Origin of the sequence: Vibrio sp. (assembly GCF_048266485.1) — a bacterium.
GTDB lineage: Bacteria > Pseudomonadota > Gammaproteobacteria > Enterobacterales > Vibrionaceae > Vibrio.
On the sequence record NZ_JBLWZK010000003.1, the window covers coordinates 1 to 23,778 of the forward strand.

The following is a 23,778-nucleotide window of genomic DNA, read 5'->3' on the forward strand; positions in this document are numbered from 1 at the left end:
TCATCTTTGATCTCCCAGCTTTAATGACTCAGTTTTAGTTTAATCATTATTAGAGCGGGAGCCCAATTATCTTGTTAGTTGAACTGTTCGACTGATCTACATTTGGGAAATGCCGAACACCCCCAAAACTGTTTACCTTTGTTTTCACCACGCTTAGTTTCACGAACAACCATTTCTGAGCCACAACGTGAGCACTGCTTTATAGCTTCTTTTGCTTCTACGATTTCTTTCACATGTTGACGGTGCTTAATATCCGTAATAATGCCTTTTTTGAGCTTAACTTCGTTTATCGAGTACACAAATTGACTATATTCTGATTCAGAGAACACTGGTTGTTCAAACTTTTTGATGTATTCTAAGCAACCACGCGCATAAGTGACGTTTTCAGGCATATCAGTTTTAAAGGTACTGTCTCCGATGAAAACAACTACTGAGTGCAGTTTTTCACTGTCTACAGCCAGTAAGGATTCAAGAGTCTTAACATGTTTGTAATTTTGGTGAAGTGGATTTTGAAATTTTGATGAGTGACGATAGATTTTCTGAGTCCATTGCTTTTGGTTTTTAGAGCCAAAGATCCAACCTTTCATGTTTTTGGTTTCCACAACGAAAATACCAAACCTTGAGACAACAATATGGTCGATTTGTGTTGTACCATCATCTGTAGGTAGGGTTACATTCCTCACCAGTGTGTAGTCGGTATCAGGCAACTGAGATAGTAGTTTGTTTACCAGAAACTCGCCAAATACACCTTTAAACCACCGACTCTTGAATATCGAAACGACAATCAACAAAGGTATGATGTACCAAACTTGAGCTAATGCACCTATTAATATTCCGAAAATATCCACTAAACTCTCCTTGTTCAACTAACAATTTAATAGACGAAAAAAATCCGTATAGTCTTTCCATCTATCTTCTCAGTCACTTTTTTAAACAGCAAGCTAAACAACTAAATTGATTAATAAAATATGAATTCGCCTCATATTTATTCATCATAAAATGCGGAAATAACCCGTATAGTTCACCAAAGCCAACTCGTGATAAAGAACTGTAGATTTATTCAGTACCGAAAACTGAAACTATATCTCTAATACATAACTAATTTTCTAACTAAAAATCCAATGACTCTAATTTCAAACTAGGCAGTATTGGCAATATTTAACATGATAAAAGATAGCCGTTGTAGAAGTTGTAGGGTTTCTGGATAACTTAGCTTTTCGGCATCACCCCTCCCCCGCTCTCCCTTGGCTGTATTATTGATGCCAAGTATTTTTCATTGGTAAAGGGAGGGAGTTGTTTGTGACCGCTTGTTGTTTAACGGTATCTACATAAAAAACACTGTAACTATTCAGCGCGTGATTAGTAGATTCCTGCTCTCGCTTAGGCTCGGCTGGAATGACGACCCAATAATGAGCGGTCAATCTTGAGTAGGCATTACAACTACAAGCGCCAAAGATCAGCTCTTCCCCTTGATAAATGAAGCCACTTGGCAGCAGATGTCGATATAAGGGAAAGCGGGGATGGGGTTGATTACACTCAATTCCTACTACGTTTTACCCCTGATAATGATAGAATCTCCACATCAGAATTATCGAGAGACTCTATGTTTATCCATCATGTTAACGACATCGACTGGCTGGTGATTACCGCTTTTGAAGAACTGAAAACACTATTTATTGAAGAAGCTGGGGCGATTCCATCTTGCTTTTCTACCACCAGCGAATTGAGCCTGATTGATCAAGCCAAGCGCACTTATGGATATTTGCCTACATTCCGAGGCACCATCACCGATACCGGCACTTTTCAAAGCCCGGACAATGAAGAAGATTTGAATCCACAGCTTGCTTGCCTCGTTGAGGGGCGTGGTCGGGTGTTTATCTATCACGGCGGTTTTGTCGCTTTTGTGGATGACGAGCAAACCTTTATTACCCGCATAGACTAAAACCATAAAATCCGATAAACAGCTCAGTGTTTATCGGATTTTTTATATGTGTCAGATTTAATGGATCAGAGCGCGTTAACTGCTCTATCAATTGTGGCGTTAATTAACTCAAAGCCAATTCATCACGCACAATTTTTGCACCCGCACTCAAAGCACGCAATTTTGCTGAGGCGATATCGCGGGAAAGTGGAGCCATGCCGCAGTTGGTGCAAGGGTAGAGCTTATCCGCATCCACGTATTGTAGTGCTTTTCGTAGTGTATTAGCGACTTCCTCAGGCGATTCAATGGTATCGGTGGCAACATCAATTGCACCAACCATAACCTTCTTGCCTCGGATCAATTCAAGTAGTTCAATCGGCACATGTGAGTTATGACACTCCAGTGAAATGATATCGATATTGGATTGTTGTAATTTAGGGAACACCGCCTCGTATTGACGCCATTCTGAACCGAGCGTTTTCTTCCAATCGGTATTGGCTTTAATGCCATAGCCATAGCAAATATGAACAGCAGTTTCGCATTTTAGCCCTTCAATCGCTCGCTCTAAACAGGCGATACCCCAATCATTCACATCATCAAAAAACACATTAAAAGCTGGCTCATCAAATTGAATAATATCCACGCCTGCCGCTTCTAACTCTTTGGCTTCTTGATTTAAGATCTTGGCAAATTCCCATGCTAATTTCTCACGGCTACCATAATGATCATCATATAAGGTATCAATCATGGTCATAGGGCCAGGCAATGCCCACTTGATAGGCTGAGTCGTTTGTTGTCTGAGGAATTTTGCATCATCAACAAACACTGAACTTTTACGACTTACAGGACCGACAACCATTGGGACACTCGCCTCATAACGATTACGAATAGTCACGGTTTTGCGGTTGATAAAATCCACGCCATTTAAATGTTCGATAAAGGTAGTCACAAAGTGTTGTCGTGTTTGTTCGCCATCGCTGACAATATCGACACCCGCTTGAGCTTGTTCATGCAGAGCAATACGTAAGGCATCATGCTTGCCATCGATAAGTGCTTGCTCTTCTAGCTTCCATGGTGACCAAAGGGTTTCCGGTTCTGCTAGCCATGATGGTTTCGGCAAGCTTCCTGCGGTTGAAGTCGGTAAAAGTGTTTTCATGATTCGATCCTTTACTTGATTAAGCCGCGACGTTTTTAAAACATTGCTTGAGGCTAGATTGATACGGCTTAATAAAATGTTCTTGGGCAAACTTTCCTTGTTCAATAGCAAGGCGGCTGCGTTCTTCACGGTCATACGTAATTTGTGTGAACGAATGATTTGAGCTTTTCAAACTAGGTTGGTAGTGCTCACCAGCGGTTGCATTCGCGTTGTAAATCTCTGGGCGATAAATCTTTTGGAATGTCTCCATCGTGCTGATGGTGCTAATCAGCTCAAGATTGGTGTAATCATTGAGCAAATCGCCAAAGAAGAAAAAGGCAAGTGGCGCACGGCTTTGTGGCGGCATGAAGTAGCGTACTTGCAGGCCCATTTTCTGAAAGTATTGTTCTGTGAGTGAGGATTCATTAGGGAGATATTCATCGCCAAGCACAGGGTGTTGATTGGTAGTTTTTCGATAAACTTTATTTTCTGACACGCTCAGGCAAATCACTGGGCGTTTGCTGAAGTGGTCGCGGTAAAGATCAGACTCGACAAAGGCTTTAAATATGTTGCCATGGAGATCGCCAAAATCATCGGGAACCGTAAATTGATCTTTATCTTTATTATGCTCACGTAACCGGATACTAAAATCGTAATCTCTTACATACGATGAAAAGTTATTACCTACAATACCTTGATGACGCTGACCAGTTTTGTTATCAACAATGCTAGTTTTTAACACTTCAATTGATGGAAAAGGATCAGAATGGCTTTGAATGTGCATATCTACAGAAATGATGTCGAGCTCAACGGTGTAGCGATCGCTGGTTGGGTTATCCCAATGCGCAAGTGTATTGAAGCGATCGGTGATCATATTCAGAGTATTACGAAGATTATTTTGACGGTTTTCACCTCGCGCTAAATTGGCGAAATTAGTCGTGGCGCGAGTGCTTTGCGCTGGCTGGTAGTTTTCATCAAAACTGATGCTTTTAATACTAAATGAAAATTCGTGGCTCATATCGATGACTGTCCCTATATCCGAAAAGATAACGTGCTTAATTTATAACCTTTTAAGCGCAGCATAGATATGTCGTTTATTTACTAATGAAGATGAAGAAAATTCATGTTGAGTACTATTCTCTACAAATATTCATAATTTGGTTTTACGATAATCCCTTGGTGACATGCCATAGATTTTTCGAAAGCGATGCGTGAAGTTATACGGATCGGGATAGCCTAAACGGTGGGCGATCATGGTAATGCTCCAATCGCGGTGATGCAGTAGATCGAGTGCTTTTTCCATTCTCAATTGGATCAATTTTTGGCTTGGGGAACGTTGATATAGCTGCTTGGAAACACGGTTAAGCTGTTCTTCACTCAAAAAGCTTTTCTGAGCAATTTCTTTGACTGTCCAAGGCAAATGCAACTGCGCTTCAACTTGATTAAACACACTGTGCACCCGCATGGCGGCATTCGATGGATTAAGCTCTGTTGAACCCATTAACACTCGGGATAATTCACTTAATAACAGTTGACGAAAGGTGGCTCGTCCATGAATTTCTTGATGGGTTAAATTAAGTAGTGACCAGACTGATTCGCTAAGATGGGTCTGCTCTACCTTTTGTTTGCTTTGTTGGATTTGTTGCCATTTTTCAGTCGGAGGTAATAAAATCCACGCCATCTTCCAATAAGGACTTTCGCCTAATTCAAAACGAAAAGGGAGACCTTGCGGTAAAACAGTCACACTATTAGGTTGAATATAATGAACGCCATGACGAGTAGATAAGCAACCTCCCCCTTCTAAAGTAAACAAAATCGTATGGATTTCAGGTTCACGACGCTCAACAGAATACCCCTGCGAAAACTCCCCTAGTCCTGCCATTGAAATTTCTTCATTACTCAATTCAGGAATCTCTGAAGATACAATAAAGCGCTCTTTACATGCTTCAGCGAGATAAACATCATCTTGCCAATGACGATTGAGCAACTCTTGTTCAATGACGGATTTGCACAGGTTTTTCGAGGTTTCAAACATGTTGGTTTATTCCAAGCTCTTCTATATTCGCAGTCTAATTACAGTAATCACAGAGTCCGTTCTTTTAGGAAATGTACCATGTCCATTCAACCACACTCTTGCATACAAACCAATCCACCAACGTCATACTTGCCACCTAAGTTATTTTCTAAGGTAGTGAAACTGGCGTTTCCTGTGGCGCTACAAAGTGCTTTAGTTGCAATTTTAGCGCTGGCTGATGTATTGATGGTCAGTGATTTTGGACAAACCGCTACCGCAGCGGTAGGCATCGCATCTCGCTGGCATTTCGTGGCAATCATGATCATGGCCGCCTTAGCCACTGCCACTGGAACCCTTGTTTCTCAATACTGGGGGCGTGATGATAAAGAAACCGCTAAAACCGTCACGATGCAATCGCTGAAGTTTGGGTCAATTATCATGATCCCAGTAACCATTTTAATGGTGGGCTTCGGTTCACAAATTATGCGACTGCAAACTGAAGATATGCAAGTGATCCAACAAGGTGCCGACTACTTGCTGTATAGCCTGCCTTTGCTTATGTTAACTCATTGGGTAATCACCGCAGAAGCCAGTTTACGCTCAAGTGGTAACGCAGTGCTACCTTTGATTTTAGCCGCCATTACCATCGCGATTAATATAGCCCTTAACTTTTGGTTAATTCACGGTGGCTTCGGAGTTCCGGCTATGGGCGTGGCGGGGGCGGCACTTTCAACCACTATTGCACGTGTAGTACAGGTACTGCTTATTTATGGTGTGTTAAAATTTCAGCAACATTGGTTAATCATGAGCGATTACCAAAAGCAAAACACTCGCCTATGGCAATCTTATAAACGACTCGCGATACCGAATGCGTGTAATGCTGTACTGTGGGCCTTTGGTACGCTCACTTATCAGGTTATTTATGGCCACATGGGAACCACAGAGCTAGCAGTTTATAGCATGATAGGGCCGTTTGAAGGCTTATGTTATGCGATTTTTATGGGAATATCGGTGGCTTGTTCGGTATTACTTGGCCAATCTTTAGGTCGAGATGAATATCTACAAGCGCAAGCCATGTCTAAATTTTTCATAAAGTGCATTTTAGTCATGGGAGTGATTGCTTGCGGTATCATGCTATTACAGCGAAACCATGTGATCGCCTTTTTAGATCTCGATAGTCCTAACTTCAGCGGTATTGCCGATCCGGCTTTTGTGGTGATGAGTTTTGCTATTATCATCCGCATGCTTAATATGCTTATCATCAACGGCATATTACGCGCCGGTGGAGAGAATCATTTCTGCTTACGCATGGATTTTATTGCCATGTGGATGGTCGGTATTCCACTCACCGCTTATGGCGCTTTTGTCGCAGAATTAAGCTTTGCTTGGGTATACTTATTGATGATATCAGAAGAAATCGTCAAGTTAAGTCTGTGTTTTACCCGTTATTTAAAACGAAAATGGCTGAATAATTTAACCATTCAGACTATTTAACCTCAGATGAAGTTATTGAAAATACCGCATATGTTTCTGTCAGTGATGAATACTGACCACTAAATTGAGAATTAAATCGCAAAAAGCCAAGACGTATTCTATTGCGCCTTGGCTTTATAATTTAACTGCGCCATGGTGTGTTCAATAATCAAACAAAAACCTACGCAAACTCACTATGAAAAAAATCGCCTTCATCATCTTAGTTGGATTAGCTATTTGGCAATTTTTTTACCAAAGCCGCCCCCAAAATAATGCCGATTATAAACCTCAAATAGCGGAATTTTTTGGTATGGGTAGCACAGCGTCATCAAACAAACCTTCACAACAAGGTTTCGCTTGCGATAGTCGAAAAATGTGTAATGAAATGTCCACTCAAGCAGAAGCGGCCTACTTCTACCAACACTGCTCGAATCAACAATTACAAGTCGATAGTGATGGCACACCTTGTGGTAAGTTCTTCGATTAACATCAATAAGAATTCCTTTTCACCACACTTCAAAAGCAAAAACACCGAACAATTAAAGTTCGGTGTTTGTTTTTAACTTTCTTAAATTATCAGACAACGCGGTTAGCTTATTAGCCTTCTAATTCAGCATTGTGGTAGACCTGTTGAACGTCGTCACAGTCATCTAGCATGTCTAAGAACTTCTGGAATTTAACGGCATCATCACCCGTTACTGGTGTATGATTTTGCGGAACAAAAGTGATTTCTTCAACATCCACAACAAGATCTGGGTATTCTTCATTTAGTGCTGTTTTCGCTTTGAAGAACTCAGTATGAGGAGCAAAGACAGTAATCACACCATCTTCTAGCTCAATATCGGTTACATCCACATCTTGCATCATTAGTGCTTCTAATACGGCTTCTTCGTCTTCACCTTTAAACTGGAATACCGCTTGGTGATCAAACATGTGAGCGACTGTACCAGGGCTACCAATTTTAGCGCCCGTTTTCACAAAGCATTGGCGAACATCTTGGAAAGTACGGTTACCGTTATCTGTTAAACAGTCAACGATCACACTTGCACCACCTGGTGCAAATCCTTCATAGCGTGCTGGCTGGAAATCTTCACCACCACCGCCATTCGCTTTATCTAATGCTTTTTCGATAACGTGAGCCGGTACGTTGTCTTTTTTCGCCTTAGCAATAAGGTGCTTTAACGAAAGGTTCATATCAGGGTCTGAACCACCATTTTTAGCGGTAACGTAAATTTCTTTACCGTATTTAGAATAAACTTTAATTTTTGCGCCAGCTGTTTTTGCCATTGAGGCCTTGCGCACTTCAAAACTTCTTCCCATGGGAATGTTCTCTCTGATTCAATTTAACGCGTTATATTTATCATAAAAGTTTGCGTATCACTATTACCATTCAAGCAAATTGGCAATATGTCTCTTATGAATACCGATAACGAATTCGCGATTTAAGCGACACCCATTATCCGTTTGTATTTTTGGACTGCTTGTTCGAAGAATCTACGTTCATCTTCATTACGAATTTTTTCAGCTTCGGTTAGCAATAGTTCAGGTCCAGCTTTTGCTTGCTTTAACTGCCAAACTGCATATGAAGCTTGCTTATCCAATTCAATTTTATTTTTCTCAGTTGGTGACAACAAAGATAAATTTATAGACATTAAAATGGCCTATGCTCAAGAGTCGTTAGTCACAGGAATATACCATAGCAGGGGGCAAATGATAAAAAGATATTCATCGGTTTACAGTGTAAATTTAGGATATTTAGTAGCAAGCAATTCAACGAGCTTAGTAAACAAACCATATTGCTATACCCTTCGTACTTAAAGCTGCAGCTTTTTTCTCAGCGTTCATTTACCCCAATCACATAGACAAGCTATGCTCATGGGGCCTCACTCACTTGCCGCTCACTGCAACTCCAATTACTTTGGGTATATATCCAAGTAATGGCAAAAATAGAAAATAAAAAGACAGAATGAATAAACACCCTGTCTTTATAAACTATTCCTCTTAACTGAGGTTAGCTAAGTATCTCAATGAAGTAAGCCAAGATCTCTCGCTTCTTCTAACGTTAGACCGCTTTCACGAATCTCTTTTAACATTTCGATTCGACGTCTCGCTTCAGCGCTTTTCATTTGCTTCGGCGTCGCTTGAGAATTCGAATCATCATTATTATCCCAACTTGTTGCAATTCCAGTCATGTCATCATGATCAATTGAATTAATCGACATAAGTACCTCCAGAAAACCATGCGGAAACAAAGTGGATATTAAGCAAACTAATGTCCACTTGTTAAGTAAATAAAATACAGAGTGTGACTAAACTCAGAGTTCAGAAACAAGTTGCGTTTTCCATTCCATTTACCGCTTTTGTTTCTATTTAACTGGGTGTAGCGTCAAAGGCTCGCCATTCTAAAAGCGACAATTTCAACTGTCACAATTAGCAATTAAACCTTCACTCAATAATAAATAGCAGATTGACGCATTTTAGGTAAATTTTTTTTGCTGGCAAGTTCAAAATCAAAAATTTATGCCTTCAACACAAGCAGCCTTAGAGTAAAACAACTACAATCAATTTATAGCTCGAAGACTCAAGAAAGAGGCTCGCAATGGAACTCAGCACTTGGTTATTTCGCCTTCAATGCCACCAACAAGATACTGGTAATCATAATATTTCGGAGTTGGTTTCCCTTATCCACTCTCCGCCTCCGCAGCTTTGGTCGGAATCGGAACCATTATCGGAAACGCATATTAAAGCGATCAAGTCTTGGCTTGATGGCTGTTTGTTGTTATTTCATTATTTTAATGGTCTCGAACATCATCAGATAGCTTATCAATATATTCAATTGGCTTATGCACGCTTACAAAGCATAACTGCCAACCCACACACTCAAATTGAACTAAGATATTGGGGAGCGGCGTATCTCGACCAATTAACGGTAATGATGTTGGAATTTTGCCAAAGACAACCAGAGTGGCAACAAGAAAGTAATCAACTTATAGAGCTGCATATTGCTTTTATGGCACCATTAGGTGAATTAAATATGAGAAATAGAGATCAACGTCGTTTTTAAGCATACAACTTGATCTATCGCACTTGATCATCGTTCCGAAAGCATGAATAACCTTCCCCCTTGATCATGCTTTCATATTTAATTATAACTAATTGAATTTAAATAATTAATAAACATTCGCCATATCATCTAATGCACGCATCACAGTTTCATCGAGATGACCATCAAACACTTGCTTGCAAACTTTGCGTCGTACAGCTAACCCTGCAATTAATCTTTCAATGGAAAGGTGCTTAGATTTGGTTTCCTGATTAAATAATTCAATAGTTTTGCTTAATGTCTCATAAGGCAACACCTCTTCACCAACTCGTAACCAATCCAGCTTACTCATCAGCTCCTCGCACTCTTCTTTGATAGAATTGAACGGATGTCCTGTCATGGCTGATAAAGCTGTTATACTGCGTTCCAAGGCTTGTGGTGAGGTATATTTAGATAGAGTGATCGTTAACTCATCCGCATTGATCTCTACAAGGTGTTTTTTAAGCTTCACTCTACGACCTAGACGGCCTCTTGGTGAAGGATCTTTACGTTGAATCGGTTCAAACTCACCATCAATAATTTCCGCCAATTCTTGCAGCTTTTGCTGAGACACCAGTTCATGACGTAGTGGGTTTGGCAAGGTTGGTGCCATATTTCGCTTGCCTGCATTGGTGGTGCGAGCACGAGAAAATCTTAATACCTCTTCAGCATCGCAACGGATATTGATCTGATAATCTTGAACTTTTCCTTTATCCTTTATGGTCGTGATCGTTAAATGATAACCCCACAAATTCACCACAAAAAGATCTTCAGTGGTTTTGCCTTCCGATAATTTTCTTAATTCACGGATAAGATCCATCGAAAAACGACGCCATTCGATGTTACGAGCGAGTTTCTGATTAATCTCGCTGAGCAGCATAGATTCAGTTAAACGGCGCACCAGGCGGCTTCTAAAGAAGGTATACAGTTGGAACACGAGTGTATGCTGTTTCAGAATTTCAGGTGGGAATAAGAAAAAGTAATCTTTGGTTAGCAGCTCTTCAAAGAACGAAGGCTCCCAAACTAAAATATATAAGTTTGGTTTGATCCGAATTTCACCCGAGGCATTTTCTGTTGGTGCTTCATCTGAAGCGGTGATCGTACGAGCAATAAAGCGGAAACGATCACTCTTAAAACCTTCTGGCATATTTTCACTAAGCCAACGACCTGTTAATTCATGCAATTGAAAATCGGTAAATTCAATACGATCAATACTATCTCGGATTGAATCTCGTGCAGGGCCGCTGTCTTTTTTACCTCGTAAAGATAAAATATCAGTGATATACAAAGGGGTTTTATTTGGCATCTGTTTAGCATTCATATGATAATCATCCTGATGATGATCATGGTATTGAACGGTGAGTGTAAACAGAGCAAACAAGGTCATGAGATCATCAACCGTCATGATATTTTTTGATGATCGAGTTTCAATAATCGCTCGGGTTCCTGAAATAGAAACCATTGATTTTTGATAATTTTTTCTTGTTCTTGGTGGAGCCAAAGCTTGATCAATAATACCGGCCCAATTGGTTGGTGAAACCACGAATTGATCCGCTTCATCACGCATTGCTGGTGGTGTATATAAACCGTGTTCGTTGAGTAATTGACGATTTACTTGAGTTTGAGCCAATGCTTTAGAACGTTTTTGCTTTTCGGTTTGGCGAGTAGAATCGGTTTTTAAACTAGTAGAACCAAGTACAGAAATTAATTGATTTGGATTTATGAAAGTATGAAGCATTGTTTTGCCAGCCAGACCTTCTTCAAATCGAACTGGGGTTTGGCTAAATAAACCGATAGATACGGCAGCTCTTAATCGTTGCTGAATTGCAGCGCGAGTCAATTGTCCATCAGTGGCTTCAATTAATTCAGTTGTAGAGACTAAACCATCTTTACTGGATAAACCTTTAAGAGAAATTAAATTTAGTAGTTCTACAATACTTTTGGTGACACCTTTAAAATGTTGATATTGCTCAATCCAATCGATAGTGTGTTCTGAGATCTGAAATAAGTGTCCATCTTTGTGGTTTCGAGGGAGTTTGATCAAGATCTTTTCTTGAGTTGGCATATCAATTCCATTTGTCATTGGGTGTAAATCTCATATAGTTCCAAAAGAATAAATAAAAAAGATCAAAAAAGAAAGAAAAAAAATGCTTTTCTTTAAATAACTGATCTTTATGTTTATTTGATCTTAAATGGTTATATGATCTTATGATCTGGCTGCGATTTCTCTTTTAAGTATCTGAATATAAATAAGTTATTTTTTTCTTGTTTGAAAGCATGATCATAGAGTACCCAGAACGATGATCATTATCTAATAGAAAGCATGATCAATTTGAAACAGAAGCATGATCATTAATTTAATGAAGCATGATCAAACAAATAATGAAACGATGATCATCTATTATTTACATGTTATCCACAGTTAAACCGTGCGGATTTGTGTAAAAGCTGAAAAAATGAATATTCCTCACTTATGTAACTCTATGAAACGATGATCAAGGTGAGGCTCTGTTATTCATCGTTCCTTAATTATTGATGAGCTTATCCTGGTGTTAGAAAGAATGATCAAGGCTATTAGTTGTTGATTGGAGATACTAAAGCGTGTTTTTCGATATAAAATATCAATTCAATTCACATTCAATGTAATCTATACAAGGCTTTTCATGCTTCCGATGTATATTTACACTTGATCATCGATCCGAAAGTGATCTTTATATCAATCAAATTGAATTGACACTTTAATCCTTGATCATGCTTCCTTCTATATTTATCTTTATTAGATAAATGAGCGATTAAAATAAAAATTATCACTGTTTTTCAATCTCTCAGCTTTTATATTGGAATTTGGGACTCTTTCTATATTAATTACGGAACGATGATCAAGGCTATTTCATCAATCTAGCTTAGGGTAAATCTGTACTATTCATTTAATTTTTAGAACACTTAGGCAATAATTATTTGCCAAAAGGTTCGGATGATAGCTTTGAATTCTGCATCTTGAAGTCATTTATCTATATGTTTACAAGCTGAAACTGGTGTATTGTCGTTACCTATGAGTGGATATAACGGTTTATATACAAAGTAATTCTATTATTAAGCGTAGTTGCTGCTTTAGCCTATACGACTCTTTTGTTTTATCTTGCTCCCCTACCCTCTTATTGATAGGTTGATTTTAATAGATTTACTTGATTTATCGTTATTTTTATGTTGATTCGACAATGACCGTAATTTTATCTACTTAATTAATCGTTCCGAATAAAACGGTATTTACATTGTAAATAAGTGACATTGTAACTGTTAAAAAGTTTTGCACTTTCCTGATAATAATGGTGAGAAAAATGTGAGTAAATATACATTTTTATCCATTATTGCAAATAAATGACAATTTTGCTTTGAATTTATCATTACACTAAATGTGCAGCTAATCATTGTTTTTGTGGTTTTTTGTTGTACAATGATTTTAAGTAAAGTTAACTGGATGAACTTATGAAAAGAGAACAGACGATTCAAAATCTTGAGCGCCTTGCTGAACAAACAAAGCAAGTTCAAGCAGATCGTATCGAGATTGTTTTAGAAGAACGTAAAGATGACCACTTCCCTGCTATGTCCAAAGCTTTGATGGAAACTCGTTCAGGCTTGACGCGTCGTAAGTTAGATGAAGCGATTGCTAAAATGGAAGCGACTGGTCATCAATTTACCAAAAACAATGCGAACCATTATTCCATTACACTGAGTGAAGCGCATCAGTTAATGGATGCGGCTGGTGTTGATATGTTCTATCAGCGTAAGAAGAATACGGGTAATAAACCATGGATCGTCAATGTACAGAACCAAAAAGGTGGCACAGGTAAATCTATGTCGGCAGTGCATCTTGCTGCTTGTTTAGCATTGAATTTGGATAAGCGTTACCGTATTTGCTTAATCGATTTAGATCCGCAAGGTTCGTTACGTTTGTTCCTTAATCCACAAATTAGTGTTGATGATCACGAAGAAATCTATTCAGCAGTAGATGTCATGCTGGATAATGTGCCGGAAGGGGTAGAGGTCGATACGGAGTTTTTACGTAAAAATGTGTTATTGCCGACTCAATATCCGAACTTAAAAACCATTTCGGCATTTCCTGAAGATGCCATGTTCAACGCGGAAGCTTGGCAGCATTTATCACAAAATCAGTCATTAGATATTGTGAAGCTACTAAAAGAAAAGCTGATTGATAAGATTGCCGATGATTTTGATATCATCATGATGGATACCGGTCCGCACGTCGATCCATTAGTTTGGAATGCAATGTATGCCTCTAATGCCTTACTAATTCCTTGTGCTGCTAAGCGCTTAGACTGGGCATCAACAGTGAACTTTTTCCAACATTTACCAACGGTGTATGAAATGTTCCCGGAAGATTGGCAAGGTTTAGAGTTTGTTCGTTTAATGCCTACCATGTTTGAAGATGACAATAAAAAACAAGTTTCAGTATTAACGGAAATGAATTATCTGCTTGCCGAACAAGTAATGATGGCAACCATTCCACGTAGTCGTGCATTTGAAACTTGTGCTGATACTTACAGTACAGTATTTGATTTAACTGCCGGTGATTTTGAAGGTGGTAAGAAAACCTTAGCTACAGCACAAGATGCTATTCAAAAAAGCGCGCTAGAATTAGAGCGTGTGATGCATAGTCATTGGGCGTCATTAAACCAGGGGGATAAATAATGGCGATTAAAACTTCTGAATTGAATGCTAAATTATTTGGTAAGGCGAATAAACGCCGTGCGACTTCTCCTGTCGAAGCTCAAGCAGCAGTAAAAGAAAAAGCACAAGTGATTGAATTGGCGATCGCTGGCCAAGATTTGGTGGCTTTTGAGTTGATGTCTGTGCCTGCCTCAGAAATCGAAAGCCAAACTGTGGTGTTCGCTGAGAATTCACGTGAACAATCATTTTTAAATGAGCACGCCTTATCTGATATTTTAGTTACTTTAAAAGAGCGTGGACAGCAGTATCCAGCTGTTGGTCGACGTAATGCTGAAGGTAAAATTGAAGTACTAGACGGTAGCCGTCGTCGTATGTCGTGTATTTTGGCGCAGAAAGATTTTCTGATCTATGTAGCTGACGATATTCAATCTGACCACGCTAAATTTTTATCTGATGTGGCGAATGCACATAAGCCGCTATCGTTATATGAACGTGGCCGTGAGATGCAAGCTAAGCTCGATTCTGGTGCCGCTGCAGATCAAAAAGCATTAGCGCAAATGTTCCAATGCAGTGAAGCCTTGGTGAGTGGGGCACTTAAAGCCGCCGCGCTACCATTAGAATTACTGCAAGCTTACCCTAATGTGAGCGATGTGGGCCGTCCGACTATCGTTAAACTGCATAAACAGTACTTTTCATTATCTCAACAATCACAAGAAAGGTTACTTGAGAAGTGTCGAAAAGGGCATGGTGCGATTTGGCAACAATCACAATCTCAAGGTGTTGCTCGCTTGACGAAAGAAGTATCAAACAAGTTAGAAGAGTGGATTGAAGAGTTGCTACCAAGCAAAAAAGAAACAGCTTCAGATAAAGTTGATTTAGTGAAAGGGCGTGTTAGTTATACTCGCAAAGGTGCTAATTTATCGCTTTCTCTGAAAAAAGTGGATGATGAAGTGATGCAAGATATCTTGGCCTATGTGCAAGGTAAATTAGCCTAGTAAACTTTATATCCAAGTAATTTGGGGTAACACTGTTCTCCTTAATTAAGCCGCCATTTGTGCGGCTTTTTTTGTCTCTGTGATATGCTTATACCCAAGTACCCTCAAGATGCGAGTTTCAGCAAGAATAAAACAAGTTTTAGGCAAGGCAAATTGAATATGATCATAGTGATTCTATCTCTTTGCAATTTAACGCAGCATAAAGCTTGTTTTAACTTGCCCTTCGGGAGCTTCATTCAAACCTTTATACAGTGTCGTATTAGTTTGAAAGGTGCTTACATTCCTTTGCCAATTTTCCTTGCTTAAAGTTCTGGATGATAGCTCTGAATTCTGCATCTTGGAGTCACTTGGGTATACACTATCGATTTTTAAATTTAGAAATAAGTATGTCAGCACTTAACTATCTTACTACCTTATCCTCTAATCTGCGTCTTGTTAATCAGCGAGTTGCGGTGCAATTACAGTTAAATGATGCCGATGCTCATCAATTGCTATCTCAGTTTATCGATCAACAGAATATTGATATTACCAAAACTGCTTGGCTTGGTGGTACTCAACCTCTGTTAGGCTGTCCACACTATACGAGTAAACAAGGCCAGCGATTACTTGGACAAGAGGTAGAGTTGCTGGTTGTTGATTTTGATGACAACAATTTTGATGCAAATAGCTTTAATGCTGCGCTGGGTGCTTTGGTCGGTGGTGGCATTCTTTTTATTATCAATTTTGAATCGGTAGATAATTCATATCAAACCCAGTGGCTGGCACAACATATTAAGCATTGGCCATGTATTGATAACCTTTCGGTTGATGATTTATCGCTTGCTAATGTGGAGCTTAGTCAGGCTTCTGCAACCCTTAATCGACATGATCAACAAGAAGAGGCGGTTGCTGCAATTGAAAAAGTGGTGACAGGTCATCGTCGCCGACCATTGGTTTTAAACGCTAACCGTGGTCGAGGTAAAACGGCCAGTCTAGGTATCGCGGCGGCAAAATTGATGTCGCAACGTGTGATGAAGATAGTTATTACCGCACCGTCTATCAACGCGTTAAATCCCTTGTTTGAATTCGCTGATAAAACAGTTGATCAATTAACTTGGCTATCTCAAACACGCACAGAATGGCATCTTTCGAATGGTTCGCAGTTATGCTTTATTGCACCGGATGAATTGAATATTTCGGAAATTGATGCCGATCTTGTATTAGTCGATGAAGCGGCAGCCATACCTTTACCTATACTAAAAAATTTCGTGAATCGTTTTCATCGTTTAGTTTTTAGTTCCACAATTCATGGTTATGAAGGCTCTGGTCGAGGGTTTTCGATTAAGTTTATGCAATGGCTGAATCAGCATCGTCTTGGCTGGAAGCATATTGAGTTAACTCAACCGATTCGTTGGGCTGAACATGACCCATTAGAAAACTGGTCATTTGAGACGTTTTTACTTAATACCGATGATTGTGTTGGCGCTTTTAATCTCAATACCTCTGAGACTAATGCCGAGTCATTAGAGCTATCGCAAATAGAATTGAGTTTGGTATCCAAGCAAGATTTGGTTAAAAACTCTGAACGGTTTCGTTCTATTTTTGGTTTGCTTGTGACTGCACATTATCAAACAACACCTAATGATATGATGCAAGTTTTAGCGTCTGATGAAATTCACGTTTATCAGATTTCTTATATGAACAAAGATTCTCTAGAAAATCCTAACGTGATTGGTTGCTTGCTGGTAAGCATGGAAGGTGGATTAGATAGTCAATCGATTACTGATATTCAGCTAGGAGTGCGTCGACCAAAAGGGCATCTAGCCGCAGCCTACTTAACTAATCATCTAGCAATGAATCAACCTGCTGAACAGACATCGGCTCGCATTATGCGAATTGCGGTTGATCCCACTTGCCAAGGGTATGGGGTAGGGCGTTTTGCTCTACAGAAATTACAGCAGCAATTAACATCGGTTGATGTCGTAAGGTCCGTTGATTTTATTTCAGTGAGTTTTGGTGCAACGGCTGAGCTGATCCATTTCTGGAAAAAGTCTTTTCAGTTAGTTTCAATGGGGACTCGTCGAGATCACGTTAGCGGTTGTTATTCTGCTTTTATGGTACAAGCATTATCTGAGCGTGCTAAACGCTGGGTTGAATCTGCCGCTTTCAGTTGCCTCGATAACTTTCAACGCGTTTTGCCTCTGCAATATCAAGATATCGAACATGAGACATTAGCGAGTTTATTGTTTCATTCGAATCAGGATTCTAAGAAATGTTCACTTTCTCCTATACTGTCTAACTTTGCTTTAGGGGGAAACAGTTTTGAATCGGTTGTGCCTTGGTATAGTCAGTTTGTCATCGAATACTTATCACAAGTAAATCTGTTTTCAGAATTAGCTTCGCAACAAAGTAGCGTGGATAGAAATGTCATATCAGTTGTGATTGATAAGGTACTGCTTTTCCATTCATGGCAAGTAGTAGCGACTAAATATAAATTGGCGGGTAGAAAACAAGTTGAGAAACAATTAAGAGAATGGTTGAAGCAATTTACAGTGTAAATTTGTGAGTTTGAAAAGTGATTACATTTCTTTTCCAATCTTTTATGTCTAAAGGATTGGATGATAGATCTGAATTTTGTATTTTGAAATCACTTGGGTATAACCTCGATTTACACTGTAAACCGACTTGTTAAATAGACTCGGATACGATTAATCGAGGTTTATCACTAGCCTTGAATTCACCTGATGTAAAGCGCAAAATAATAAAAAATAGAATTAGGGAAAATATATGAAACTTTCTGATATGCGTCGTGAGTATGTGATGGATGCTTTAAAACGTTCTGACTTGGCCGACAATCCCGTCGATCAATTTAATTTATGGTTAGAGCAGGCGATAAAAGCTGAATTGACCGATCCTACCGCAATGACAGTTGCAACGGTTGATGAACATGGTCAGCCTTTTCAACGAATCGTATTATTAAAAAATGTTGATGATGATGGTTTCGTTTTTTATACCAACCTAGGTAGCCGCAAAGCTCAGCATTTAGAACACAATCAAAAAATCAGTTTACATTTCCCATGGCATCCGATGGAAAGACAAGTTCATATTACTGGTCACGTGGAAAAACTTACTACAATGGAAAATATGAAGTACTTCACTTCACGACCAAAAGAGAGTCAACTAGCCGCTTGGGCGAGTAAGCAAAGCAGTCGTATTTCTGCCCGTAGTGTTTTAGAAGGCAAATATATGGAACTAAAAGCTAAGTTTTCGGAAGGGAAAATACCCGTTCCGACTTTCTGGGGCGGATTCCGAGTCAAAGTAGATACCATTGAATTTTGGCAAGGTGGCGAGCATCGTTTGCATGACCGCTTTGTGTATAGCAAACAAGATACCTCCGAGACTAACTGGGATATATCTCGTTTAGCGCCTTAATGACTTAATATGATTACTTTATATTGAACGACATCTGACCGTAAAACAGACGCTCTTGATCATCGTTTCGGAACAATGATCAAGAGGTTTCCTGTTTAATGACGACGATTCAAGGATGAAGGTTTGTTATGCCTACTTATGATGAATTTTACCAAGCGCCACCTCGACCTGCACAAGTCATCACCTTGCCAAGCCATATGGCGCACCATCATCATGATTACACGCAGATAGTGATAGGGCTTTCCGGTAGAGCTGAATTTGATGTTGAAGGTGAAGTGAATTTAATTGGCCCAGGACAAGGTTGTATTGTTCGTGCTTCTTCAGAGCATCGTTTTGGTGGTATTGGTGATTCTGATATTTTAGTTCTCAACTTTTTAGAGACACTGAATATTGATTCTCAAGTTGCCCATCTATTAGAAGATTTATTATCGGAAGAAGTCTATTTTCAACTTGATTTTGAAATTCAGCAATTGATTCAAATGTTGGTTCGAGAAATTAAAGCAAGCCCTGAAGATATGTTATTGTGCCGAGCCTGCCAAGATACCATTATTGCTTTATTGCACCGTCATATTAAGAAATTCGAAATGTACAAAAAAGGGCATCGATTGAATATGGATTTGCTTGATCGGTATATCTTGCAGCACCTATCGAGCAAAATAACGGTAGCTGATTTGTCGGCGTGTGCGTTTTTGGGAGAAAGCCAATTTCATTTATTATTTAAAGCGCAAGTTGGAATGACCCCACATCAATATGTTCTCACTAAACGGATTGAAGAATCTAAACGGTTAATTAAAGAAGGTCAGTATAGTTTTGGCCATATTGCAGAAGTGGTTGGTTTTTCTGCGCAAAGTGTTTTTACCCATAGCTTTACACGAATAGTTGGAATGTCTCCTTCTCAGTACCGACAAAATTACTAATTTTTTGCGTGATAAACAAACGCTCACCAATTTCCCCAGCTTTCCCTTCACCAATACATTTATCGAATTTTTGTGATCGTGTTAGTTTTTTGTTGCATAAAATGCTTTTTATAAAATAAAACGGAGCTTAAAACAATTATAAACGGATTTTTCCTCTTACACTTCAGATCTACTTTCAATGATAGTTCCGAATTTGTATGAGGAAAATGTATGTTTACTGCTGCAGATGTATTGAACGCGGAATTTAATGATCAGCCTTTAAACCAACTATGGTCTTTGATTTCTCCTTTATATATGGTTGATGAATCAACTTGGCTCAAAGAGTTATTACCTTTAGCGCAACCAAGTGATGAAGAAAAACTTGCCATTGAAAATCAAACCACAGATCTGATCAAATCTATTCGCGCGGATAAAAAAGCCGTTCAAATGATCGATGCTTTATTGCTTGAATACAGTCTAGATACCCATGAAGGTATTTTATTAATGTGTTTAGCTGAAGCGCTTATGCGAATTCCTGATTCCGCAACAGCAGATGCATTGATTCGTGACAAATTAAGTGTTGCTGATTGGAAATCTCACCTTAAAAATTCGGATTCTGTGTTTGTTAATGCCTCGACTTGGGGGTTAATGTTGACTGGTAAAGTTGTCGGTTTAAAAGAATCAGAAGCGCAAAGCCCAACTCAAGGTTTGAATCGTCTTATCAATAAGATGTCTGAGCCAGTTATTCGCAAAGCGATGCACCAAGCGATGAAAATCATGGGTCATCAATTTGTGCTAGGTCGTAGTATTGCTGAAGCGCAAAAGAATGGTAAAAACATGCGTGAAAAGGGCTACACCTATTCGTATGACATGCTAGGTGAAGCGGCGTTAACCACTCAAGATGCTCAAAAATACTTTAATGATTACTTAATGGCTATTCAATCGGTTGGTAATGATAAGTTTGATCCTTCCATCAGCCCAGCACCTTCGGTTTCAATTAAGCTATCAGCGTTACATCCTCGTTACGAAGTGGCCAATAAAGAGCGTGTGATGAGCGAGCTATACAATACGGTTGAGCAACTGATTTTACAAGCTCGACAACTTGGTGTTGCTTTAACCATTGATGCGGAAGAAGCCGACCGACTTGAAATGTCCTTGGAACTATTTGAAAAACTTTATCGTAGTGAAGCAGCGAAAGGATGGGGTCAGTTTGGATTGGTAATTCAAGCTTACTCTAAACGTGCACTACCTGTTTTGGTTTGGTTAAATGCACTTGCTAAAGAGCAAGGTGATCTTATTCCACTACGTTTAGTTAAAGGCGCATATTGGGATAGTGAAATCAAGTGGTCTCAGCAGGCTGGTTACACAAACTACCCAGTTTATACTCGCAAAGAAGCGACTGATGTGGCTTATTTAGCATGTGCACGTTTCTTATTAAGTGAACACGTGCATGGCAATATTTTCCCACAATTTGCTAGCCACAATGCTCATACGGTGACGGCGATTGCCAATATGGCCAACCATCAAGATTATGAGTTCCAGCGTTTGCATGGCATGGGAGATTCCCTATATGAACATGCGATGAAAGCGTTTGGTCAATCTGTACGTATTTACGCGCCAGTGGGTAGCCACAAAGACTTATTACCTTACTTAGTGCGTCGTTTACTTGAAAACGGTGCCAATAGTTCGTTTGTTCACCGTTTGGTTGACGCCCGCTGTCCAATTGAAACTCTCAATCAACATCCGGTTGATACCTTGACCGCGCATGAGCATTATAACAATACGGCGATTCCACTACCACCAGCGATATTTAATGAAAGACAAAACTCTTATGGCGTCAATATTGATATCCAAAGTGAGCTAGAGCCATTTGAAGCACAAGTTGAACATTGGCTGACTCAAACTTGGCAAGGTGGGCCTATCATTGCTGGCAAAAAATATTTCGAAAGCATGATCAAGGATACAGAAAATGCCGATGCGCAGGTTCAAGCAATCACCGCACCTTATGACAGAAAGATCCCAGTTGGATCTATTGTTCATGCCAACCTTGATCATGTTTCCGAGGCAATTGAGGTTGCTCAATCATGCTTCCATGAATGGAACAAGGTTAGTTATCAAGCCCGTGGCGAAAAATTAGACCGTTTGGCGGATCTTTTAGAGGATCATTTGCCAGAGTTAGTGGCGATTTGTCATAAGGAAGCCGGTAAAACGATTCATGACTCTATTGATGAAGTACGTGAAGCTGTCGATTTTTGTCGTTTTTACAGTAAGCAAGATGCCATCTTCGAACCTAAAAAACAGCTAGGATTTGATGGGGTAGAGCGCACGATTTATCGCGAAGGTTGTGGAGTATTCGTGTGTATTAGCCCATGGAATTTTCCTTTAGCTATTTTCTTAGGGCAAATTACTGCTGCGCTTGCCAGTGGTAATACCGTTATTGCCAAACCAGCAGAGCAAACTAGCTTAATCGCAACACGAGCCATTGAGTTAATGCTTGAAGCGGGGATCCCATCTGGTGCGATTCAATTGTTAACCGGGCAAGGTTCTGAAATTGGTCCTGCATTAACCTCTCACCCTGCGATTGCCGGTGTGGCATTTACAGGCTCAACACCAACCGCGCAGCGAATTAATGCCACGCTTGCTCAACGTGATGCAGAGCCAGTGCCATTTATTGCTGAAACAGGCGGTCAAAATGCCATGATAGTCGATAGTACTGCGTTACCTGAGCAAGTGGTGCGTGATGTACTACGCTCTGCTTTTGCTTCGGCAGGGCAGCGTTGTTCGGCTTTACGTGTGCTCTATGTGCAAGACGATATTGCAGATCGCATTATTGAGTTAATCAAAGGTGCAATGAAAGAGTTATCAGTTGGTCTACCTTACTTACATAAAACCGATGTTGGGCCAGTGATAGATACCGCGGCAAAAGAAAAACTGATTGCCCACATCGATGAAATGAAGAAAACCCAAAAGTTGGTGACAGAACTTGCCTTATCAGCAGAGTGCCAGGCCGGCGATTTTGTTCCACCAACCGCATTTGAAATTGATGATATTCGTGTGTTAACGGAAGAAAAATTCGGGCCGTTGTTACATATCATCCGTTTTAAAGCCGATAAATTGCCACAAGTGGTTAAAGATATTAATCAAACCGGATTTGGCTTAACGATGGGCGTGCATAGTCGTAATGAAACTACCTATCGCTGGATTGAAAAACAAGCACGTGTCGGTAACTGTTATATCAACCGCGACCAAGTTGGCGCGGTGGTTGGAGTTCAGCCATTTGGTGGGCAAGGGCTATCTGGTACTGGCCCTAAAGCTGGCGGGCCGCACTATCTATATCGTTTTTCTCAAGTGGCGATGACCACTGAAACTGAATCTGTTTAGGAGAGTATTATGCAAACTATTACTCGTTTTTCTGAAGTGACGTTCTTTGATGCAAATACCGCTTGGGAACAATGGAATTTGACCGAATACACGTTTAAAAGTGAATGCTTACGTTCGGTTTGTCGTAACTTAGAAGGCACGCAACCTACATTAAGTGCTGTGATGAATTTTCACCTTCAACAAGCAGATGAGCGTTTATCTGAACCTAAATTAATGCCAGGGCCAACCGGTGAAACTAATGAGTTATATACGGCTGGTAGAGGGGTTTGTGCATTAATTGTAGAGCCAGCAATGCCTTGGGTGGCGGTTATAGCACCATTAACCGCCGCATTAATTGCAGGTAATGCAGTACTTATTTGCAGTGATGATAAAGATCTGAATCAATGCCTGGAAAGTGCGATAAGTAGCGCACTGCCGGCACATTTAGTCCATATCGTGGCATATGATGCTTATCAAGCGGTGATTGAAGCTGATATTCGAATGGCTGCTTTTATAGGAAATGTTAAAACACAAAGATCCATAAACGCAGATTTAGCTCAAAAGAGAGGTGCAATTGTTCCTTTTATTGCAGAAACGATTGCCGCTGAAAACACACAAGATAGATATGATTCACTCAGTTTAGTACAGGCTCATGATCCTAGCCTTGTACTACGCTTTATTACTGAGCGAACTCGCACTATTAACATAACTGCCGTCGGGGGGAACGCGACTCTGCTAGAGTTAGGAAATCAACATTAAATATATGTGATACTTAAATTAAGATTGATTCTTATTATTCGAA

At 39.8% G+C, this 23,778-nt stretch carries 19 protein-coding genes; 11 read left to right on the forward strand and 8 right to left on the reverse strand.

Annotated features, from left to right (window positions below; all coding sequences use genetic code 11):
• Positions 1–74: 74 nt before the first annotated feature.
• The gene (locus ACN0T8_RS05895) at positions 75–848 is read right to left on the reverse strand and encodes an NERD domain-containing protein (RefSeq protein ID WP_417879722.1); all 774 of its coding nucleotides are present in this window, start codon (positions 846–848) and stop codon (positions 75–77) included.
• A 755-nt stretch (positions 849–1,603) separates the two neighbouring features.
• Here ACN0T8_RS05895 and ACN0T8_RS05900 point away from each other — a divergent pair.
• Positions 1,604–1,942 (forward strand): cytosolic protein, encoded by a 339-nt coding sequence (locus tag ACN0T8_RS05900; protein WP_417879943.1) that lies wholly within the window; start codon positions 1,604–1,606, stop codon positions 1,940–1,942.
• A gap of 103 nt (positions 1,943–2,045) precedes the next feature.
• Here the strand turns inward: ACN0T8_RS05900 and ACN0T8_RS05905 are convergent, their stop codons facing one another.
• From ACN0T8_RS05905 to ACN0T8_RS05915, 3 genes are all read right to left on the reverse strand, one after another.
• The gene (locus tag ACN0T8_RS05905) at positions 2,046–3,077 is read right to left on the reverse strand and encodes a methionine synthase (RefSeq protein WP_417879723.1); all 1,032 of its coding nucleotides are present in this window, start codon (positions 3,075–3,077) and stop codon (positions 2,046–2,048) included.
• A gap of 19 nt (positions 3,078–3,096) precedes the next feature.
• Complete coding sequence (locus ACN0T8_RS05910) at positions 3,097–4,074, reverse strand: DUF1852 domain-containing protein (protein WP_417879724.1); 978 nt, start codon at positions 4,072–4,074, stop codon at positions 3,097–3,099.
• A 132-nt stretch (positions 4,075–4,206) separates the two neighbouring features.
• Positions 4,207–5,091, reverse strand: coding sequence for a helix-turn-helix transcriptional regulator (locus ACN0T8_RS05915; RefSeq protein ID WP_417879725.1), 885 nt, complete (start codon positions 5,089–5,091; stop codon positions 4,207–4,209).
• A gap of 78 nt (positions 5,092–5,169) precedes the next feature.
• On the opposite strand from ACN0T8_RS05915, the gene ACN0T8_RS05920 reads away from it, so the two are divergent.
• Both ACN0T8_RS05920 and ACN0T8_RS05925 read left to right on the forward strand, forming a co-directional pair.
• The gene (locus ACN0T8_RS05920) at positions 5,170–6,564 is read left to right on the forward strand and encodes an MATE family efflux transporter (protein ID WP_417879726.1); all 1,395 of its coding nucleotides are present in this window, start codon (positions 5,170–5,172) and stop codon (positions 6,562–6,564) included.
• A 175-nt stretch (positions 6,565–6,739) separates the two neighbouring features.
• Positions 6,740–7,030 (forward strand): hypothetical protein, encoded by a 291-nt coding sequence (locus ACN0T8_RS05925; protein ID WP_417879727.1) that lies wholly within the window; start codon positions 6,740–6,742, stop codon positions 7,028–7,030.
• 110 nt (positions 7,031–7,140) lie between these two features.
• On the opposite strand, the gene ACN0T8_RS05930 is transcribed toward ACN0T8_RS05925, so the two are convergent.
• The 3 genes from ACN0T8_RS05930 to ACN0T8_RS05940 form a co-directional block, all read right to left on the reverse strand.
• Complete coding sequence (locus ACN0T8_RS05930) at positions 7,141–7,863, reverse strand: YebC/PmpR family DNA-binding transcriptional regulator (RefSeq protein WP_417879728.1); 723 nt, start codon at positions 7,861–7,863, stop codon at positions 7,141–7,143.
• Between the two features lie 122 nt (positions 7,864–7,985).
• Complete coding sequence (locus ACN0T8_RS05935; RefSeq protein ID WP_417879729.1) at positions 7,986–8,195, reverse strand: DUF3283 family protein; 210 nt, start codon at positions 8,193–8,195, stop codon at positions 7,986–7,988.
• Positions 8,196–8,567: 372 nt separating this feature from the next.
• Positions 8,568–8,765: a hypothetical protein gene (locus tag ACN0T8_RS05940; RefSeq protein WP_417879730.1), complete on the reverse strand. Its 198-nt coding sequence runs from the start codon at positions 8,763–8,765 to the stop codon at positions 8,568–8,570.
• Between the two features lie 377 nt (positions 8,766–9,142).
• Between ACN0T8_RS05940 and ACN0T8_RS05945 the strand changes: the two genes are divergently transcribed.
• Positions 9,143–9,607, forward strand: a complete 465-nt coding sequence (locus tag ACN0T8_RS05945) for a hypothetical protein (RefSeq protein WP_417879731.1) — start codon at positions 9,143–9,145, stop codon at positions 9,605–9,607.
• Positions 9,608–9,713: 106 nt separating this feature from the next.
• Here the strand turns inward: ACN0T8_RS05945 and ACN0T8_RS05950 are convergent, their stop codons facing one another.
• Complete coding sequence (locus ACN0T8_RS05950) at positions 9,714–11,690, reverse strand: replication initiator protein RctB domain-containing protein (RefSeq protein ID WP_417879732.1); 1,977 nt, start codon at positions 11,688–11,690, stop codon at positions 9,714–9,716.
• A gap of 1,421 nt (positions 11,691–13,111) precedes the next feature.
• Between ACN0T8_RS05950 and ACN0T8_RS05955 the strand changes: the two genes are divergently transcribed.
• From ACN0T8_RS05955 to ACN0T8_RS05985, 7 genes are all read left to right on the forward strand, one after another.
• Complete coding sequence (locus ACN0T8_RS05955; RefSeq protein ID WP_417879733.1) at positions 13,112–14,335, forward strand: AAA family ATPase; 1,224 nt, start codon at positions 13,112–13,114, stop codon at positions 14,333–14,335.
• The gene (locus ACN0T8_RS05960) at positions 14,335–15,309 is read left to right on the forward strand and encodes a ParB/RepB/Spo0J family partition protein (protein WP_417879734.1); all 975 of its coding nucleotides are present in this window, start codon (positions 14,335–14,337) and stop codon (positions 15,307–15,309) included. Before ACN0T8_RS05955 ends, ACN0T8_RS05960 begins: the two co-directional genes overlap by 1 nt.
• A 386-nt stretch (positions 15,310–15,695) precedes the next feature.
• Complete coding sequence (locus tag ACN0T8_RS05965; RefSeq protein ID WP_417879735.1) at positions 15,696–17,846, forward strand: GNAT family N-acetyltransferase; 2,151 nt, start codon at positions 15,696–15,698, stop codon at positions 17,844–17,846.
• A gap of 229 nt (positions 17,847–18,075) precedes the next feature.
• Positions 18,076–18,720 (forward strand): pyridoxamine 5'-phosphate oxidase, encoded by a 645-nt coding sequence (pdxH, locus tag ACN0T8_RS05970; protein ID WP_417879736.1) that lies wholly within the window; start codon positions 18,076–18,078, stop codon positions 18,718–18,720.
• Positions 18,721–18,848: 128 nt separating this feature from the next.
• Positions 18,849–19,637 carry an AraC family transcriptional regulator gene (locus tag ACN0T8_RS05975; RefSeq protein WP_417879737.1) on the forward strand — a complete coding sequence of 263 codons (789 nt, stop codon included), beginning with the start codon at positions 18,849–18,851 and terminating at the stop codon, positions 19,635–19,637.
• A 210-nt stretch (positions 19,638–19,847) separates the two neighbouring features.
• Entirely contained in the window at positions 19,848–22,997 is a 3,150-nt protein-coding gene (gene putA, locus ACN0T8_RS05980) for a bifunctional proline dehydrogenase/L-glutamate gamma-semialdehyde dehydrogenase PutA (RefSeq protein WP_417879738.1), read from the forward strand.
• Between the two features lie 6 nt (positions 22,998–23,003).
• Positions 23,004–23,735, forward strand: a complete 732-nt coding sequence (locus ACN0T8_RS05985) for an aldehyde dehydrogenase family protein (RefSeq protein ID WP_417879944.1) — start codon at positions 23,004–23,006, stop codon at positions 23,733–23,735.
• Positions 23,736–23,778: the final 43 nt, after the last annotated feature.

Excerpts from the sequence above, each read along its gene's own strand:
- ACN0T8_RS05930 (WP_417879728.1), bottom strand. The coding sequence starts at position 7,863 with ATGGGAAGAAGTTTTGAAGTGCGCAAGGCCTCAATGGCAAAAACAGCT.
- ACN0T8_RS05940 (WP_417879730.1), bottom strand. The coding sequence starts at position 8,765 with ATGTCGATTAATTCAATTGATCATGATGACATGACTGGAATTGCAACA.
- ACN0T8_RS05905 (WP_417879723.1), bottom strand. The coding sequence starts at position 3,077 with ATGAAAACACTTTTACCGACTTCAACCGCAGGAAGCTTGCCGAAACCA.
- ACN0T8_RS05955 (WP_417879733.1), top strand. The coding sequence starts at position 13,112 with ATGAAAAGAGAACAGACGATTCAAAATCTTGAGCGCCTTGCTGAACAA.
- ACN0T8_RS05975 (WP_417879737.1), top strand. The coding sequence starts at position 18,849 with ATGCCTACTTATGATGAATTTTACCAAGCGCCACCTCGACCTGCACAA.
- ACN0T8_RS05965 (WP_417879735.1), top strand. The coding sequence starts at position 15,696 with ATGTCAGCACTTAACTATCTTACTACCTTATCCTCTAATCTGCGTCTT.
- pdxH (WP_417879736.1), top strand. The coding sequence starts at position 18,076 with ATGAAACTTTCTGATATGCGTCGTGAGTATGTGATGGATGCTTTAAAA.
- ACN0T8_RS05950 (WP_417879732.1), bottom strand. The coding sequence starts at position 11,690 with ATGCCAACTCAAGAAAAGATCTTGATCAAACTCCCTCGAAACCACAAA.
- ACN0T8_RS05960 (WP_417879734.1), top strand. The coding sequence starts at position 14,335 with ATGGCGATTAAAACTTCTGAATTGAATGCTAAATTATTTGGTAAGGCG.
- ACN0T8_RS05920 (WP_417879726.1), top strand. The coding sequence starts at position 5,170 with ATGTCCATTCAACCACACTCTTGCATACAAACCAATCCACCAACGTCA.
- ACN0T8_RS05900 (WP_417879943.1), top strand. The coding sequence starts at position 1,604 with ATGTTTATCCATCATGTTAACGACATCGACTGGCTGGTGATTACCGCT.
- ACN0T8_RS05915 (WP_417879725.1), bottom strand. The coding sequence starts at position 5,091 with ATGTTTGAAACCTCGAAAAACCTGTGCAAATCCGTCATTGAACAAGAG.
- putA (WP_417879738.1), top strand. The coding sequence starts at position 19,848 with ATGTTTACTGCTGCAGATGTATTGAACGCGGAATTTAATGATCAGCCT.
- ACN0T8_RS05925 (WP_417879727.1), top strand. The coding sequence starts at position 6,740 with ATGAAAAAAATCGCCTTCATCATCTTAGTTGGATTAGCTATTTGGCAA.
- ACN0T8_RS05910 (WP_417879724.1), bottom strand. The coding sequence starts at position 4,074 with ATGAGCCACGAATTTTCATTTAGTATTAAAAGCATCAGTTTTGATGAA.
- ACN0T8_RS05935 (WP_417879729.1), bottom strand. The coding sequence starts at position 8,195 with ATGTCTATAAATTTATCTTTGTTGTCACCAACTGAGAAAAATAAAATT.
- ACN0T8_RS05945 (WP_417879731.1), top strand. The coding sequence starts at position 9,143 with ATGGAACTCAGCACTTGGTTATTTCGCCTTCAATGCCACCAACAAGAT.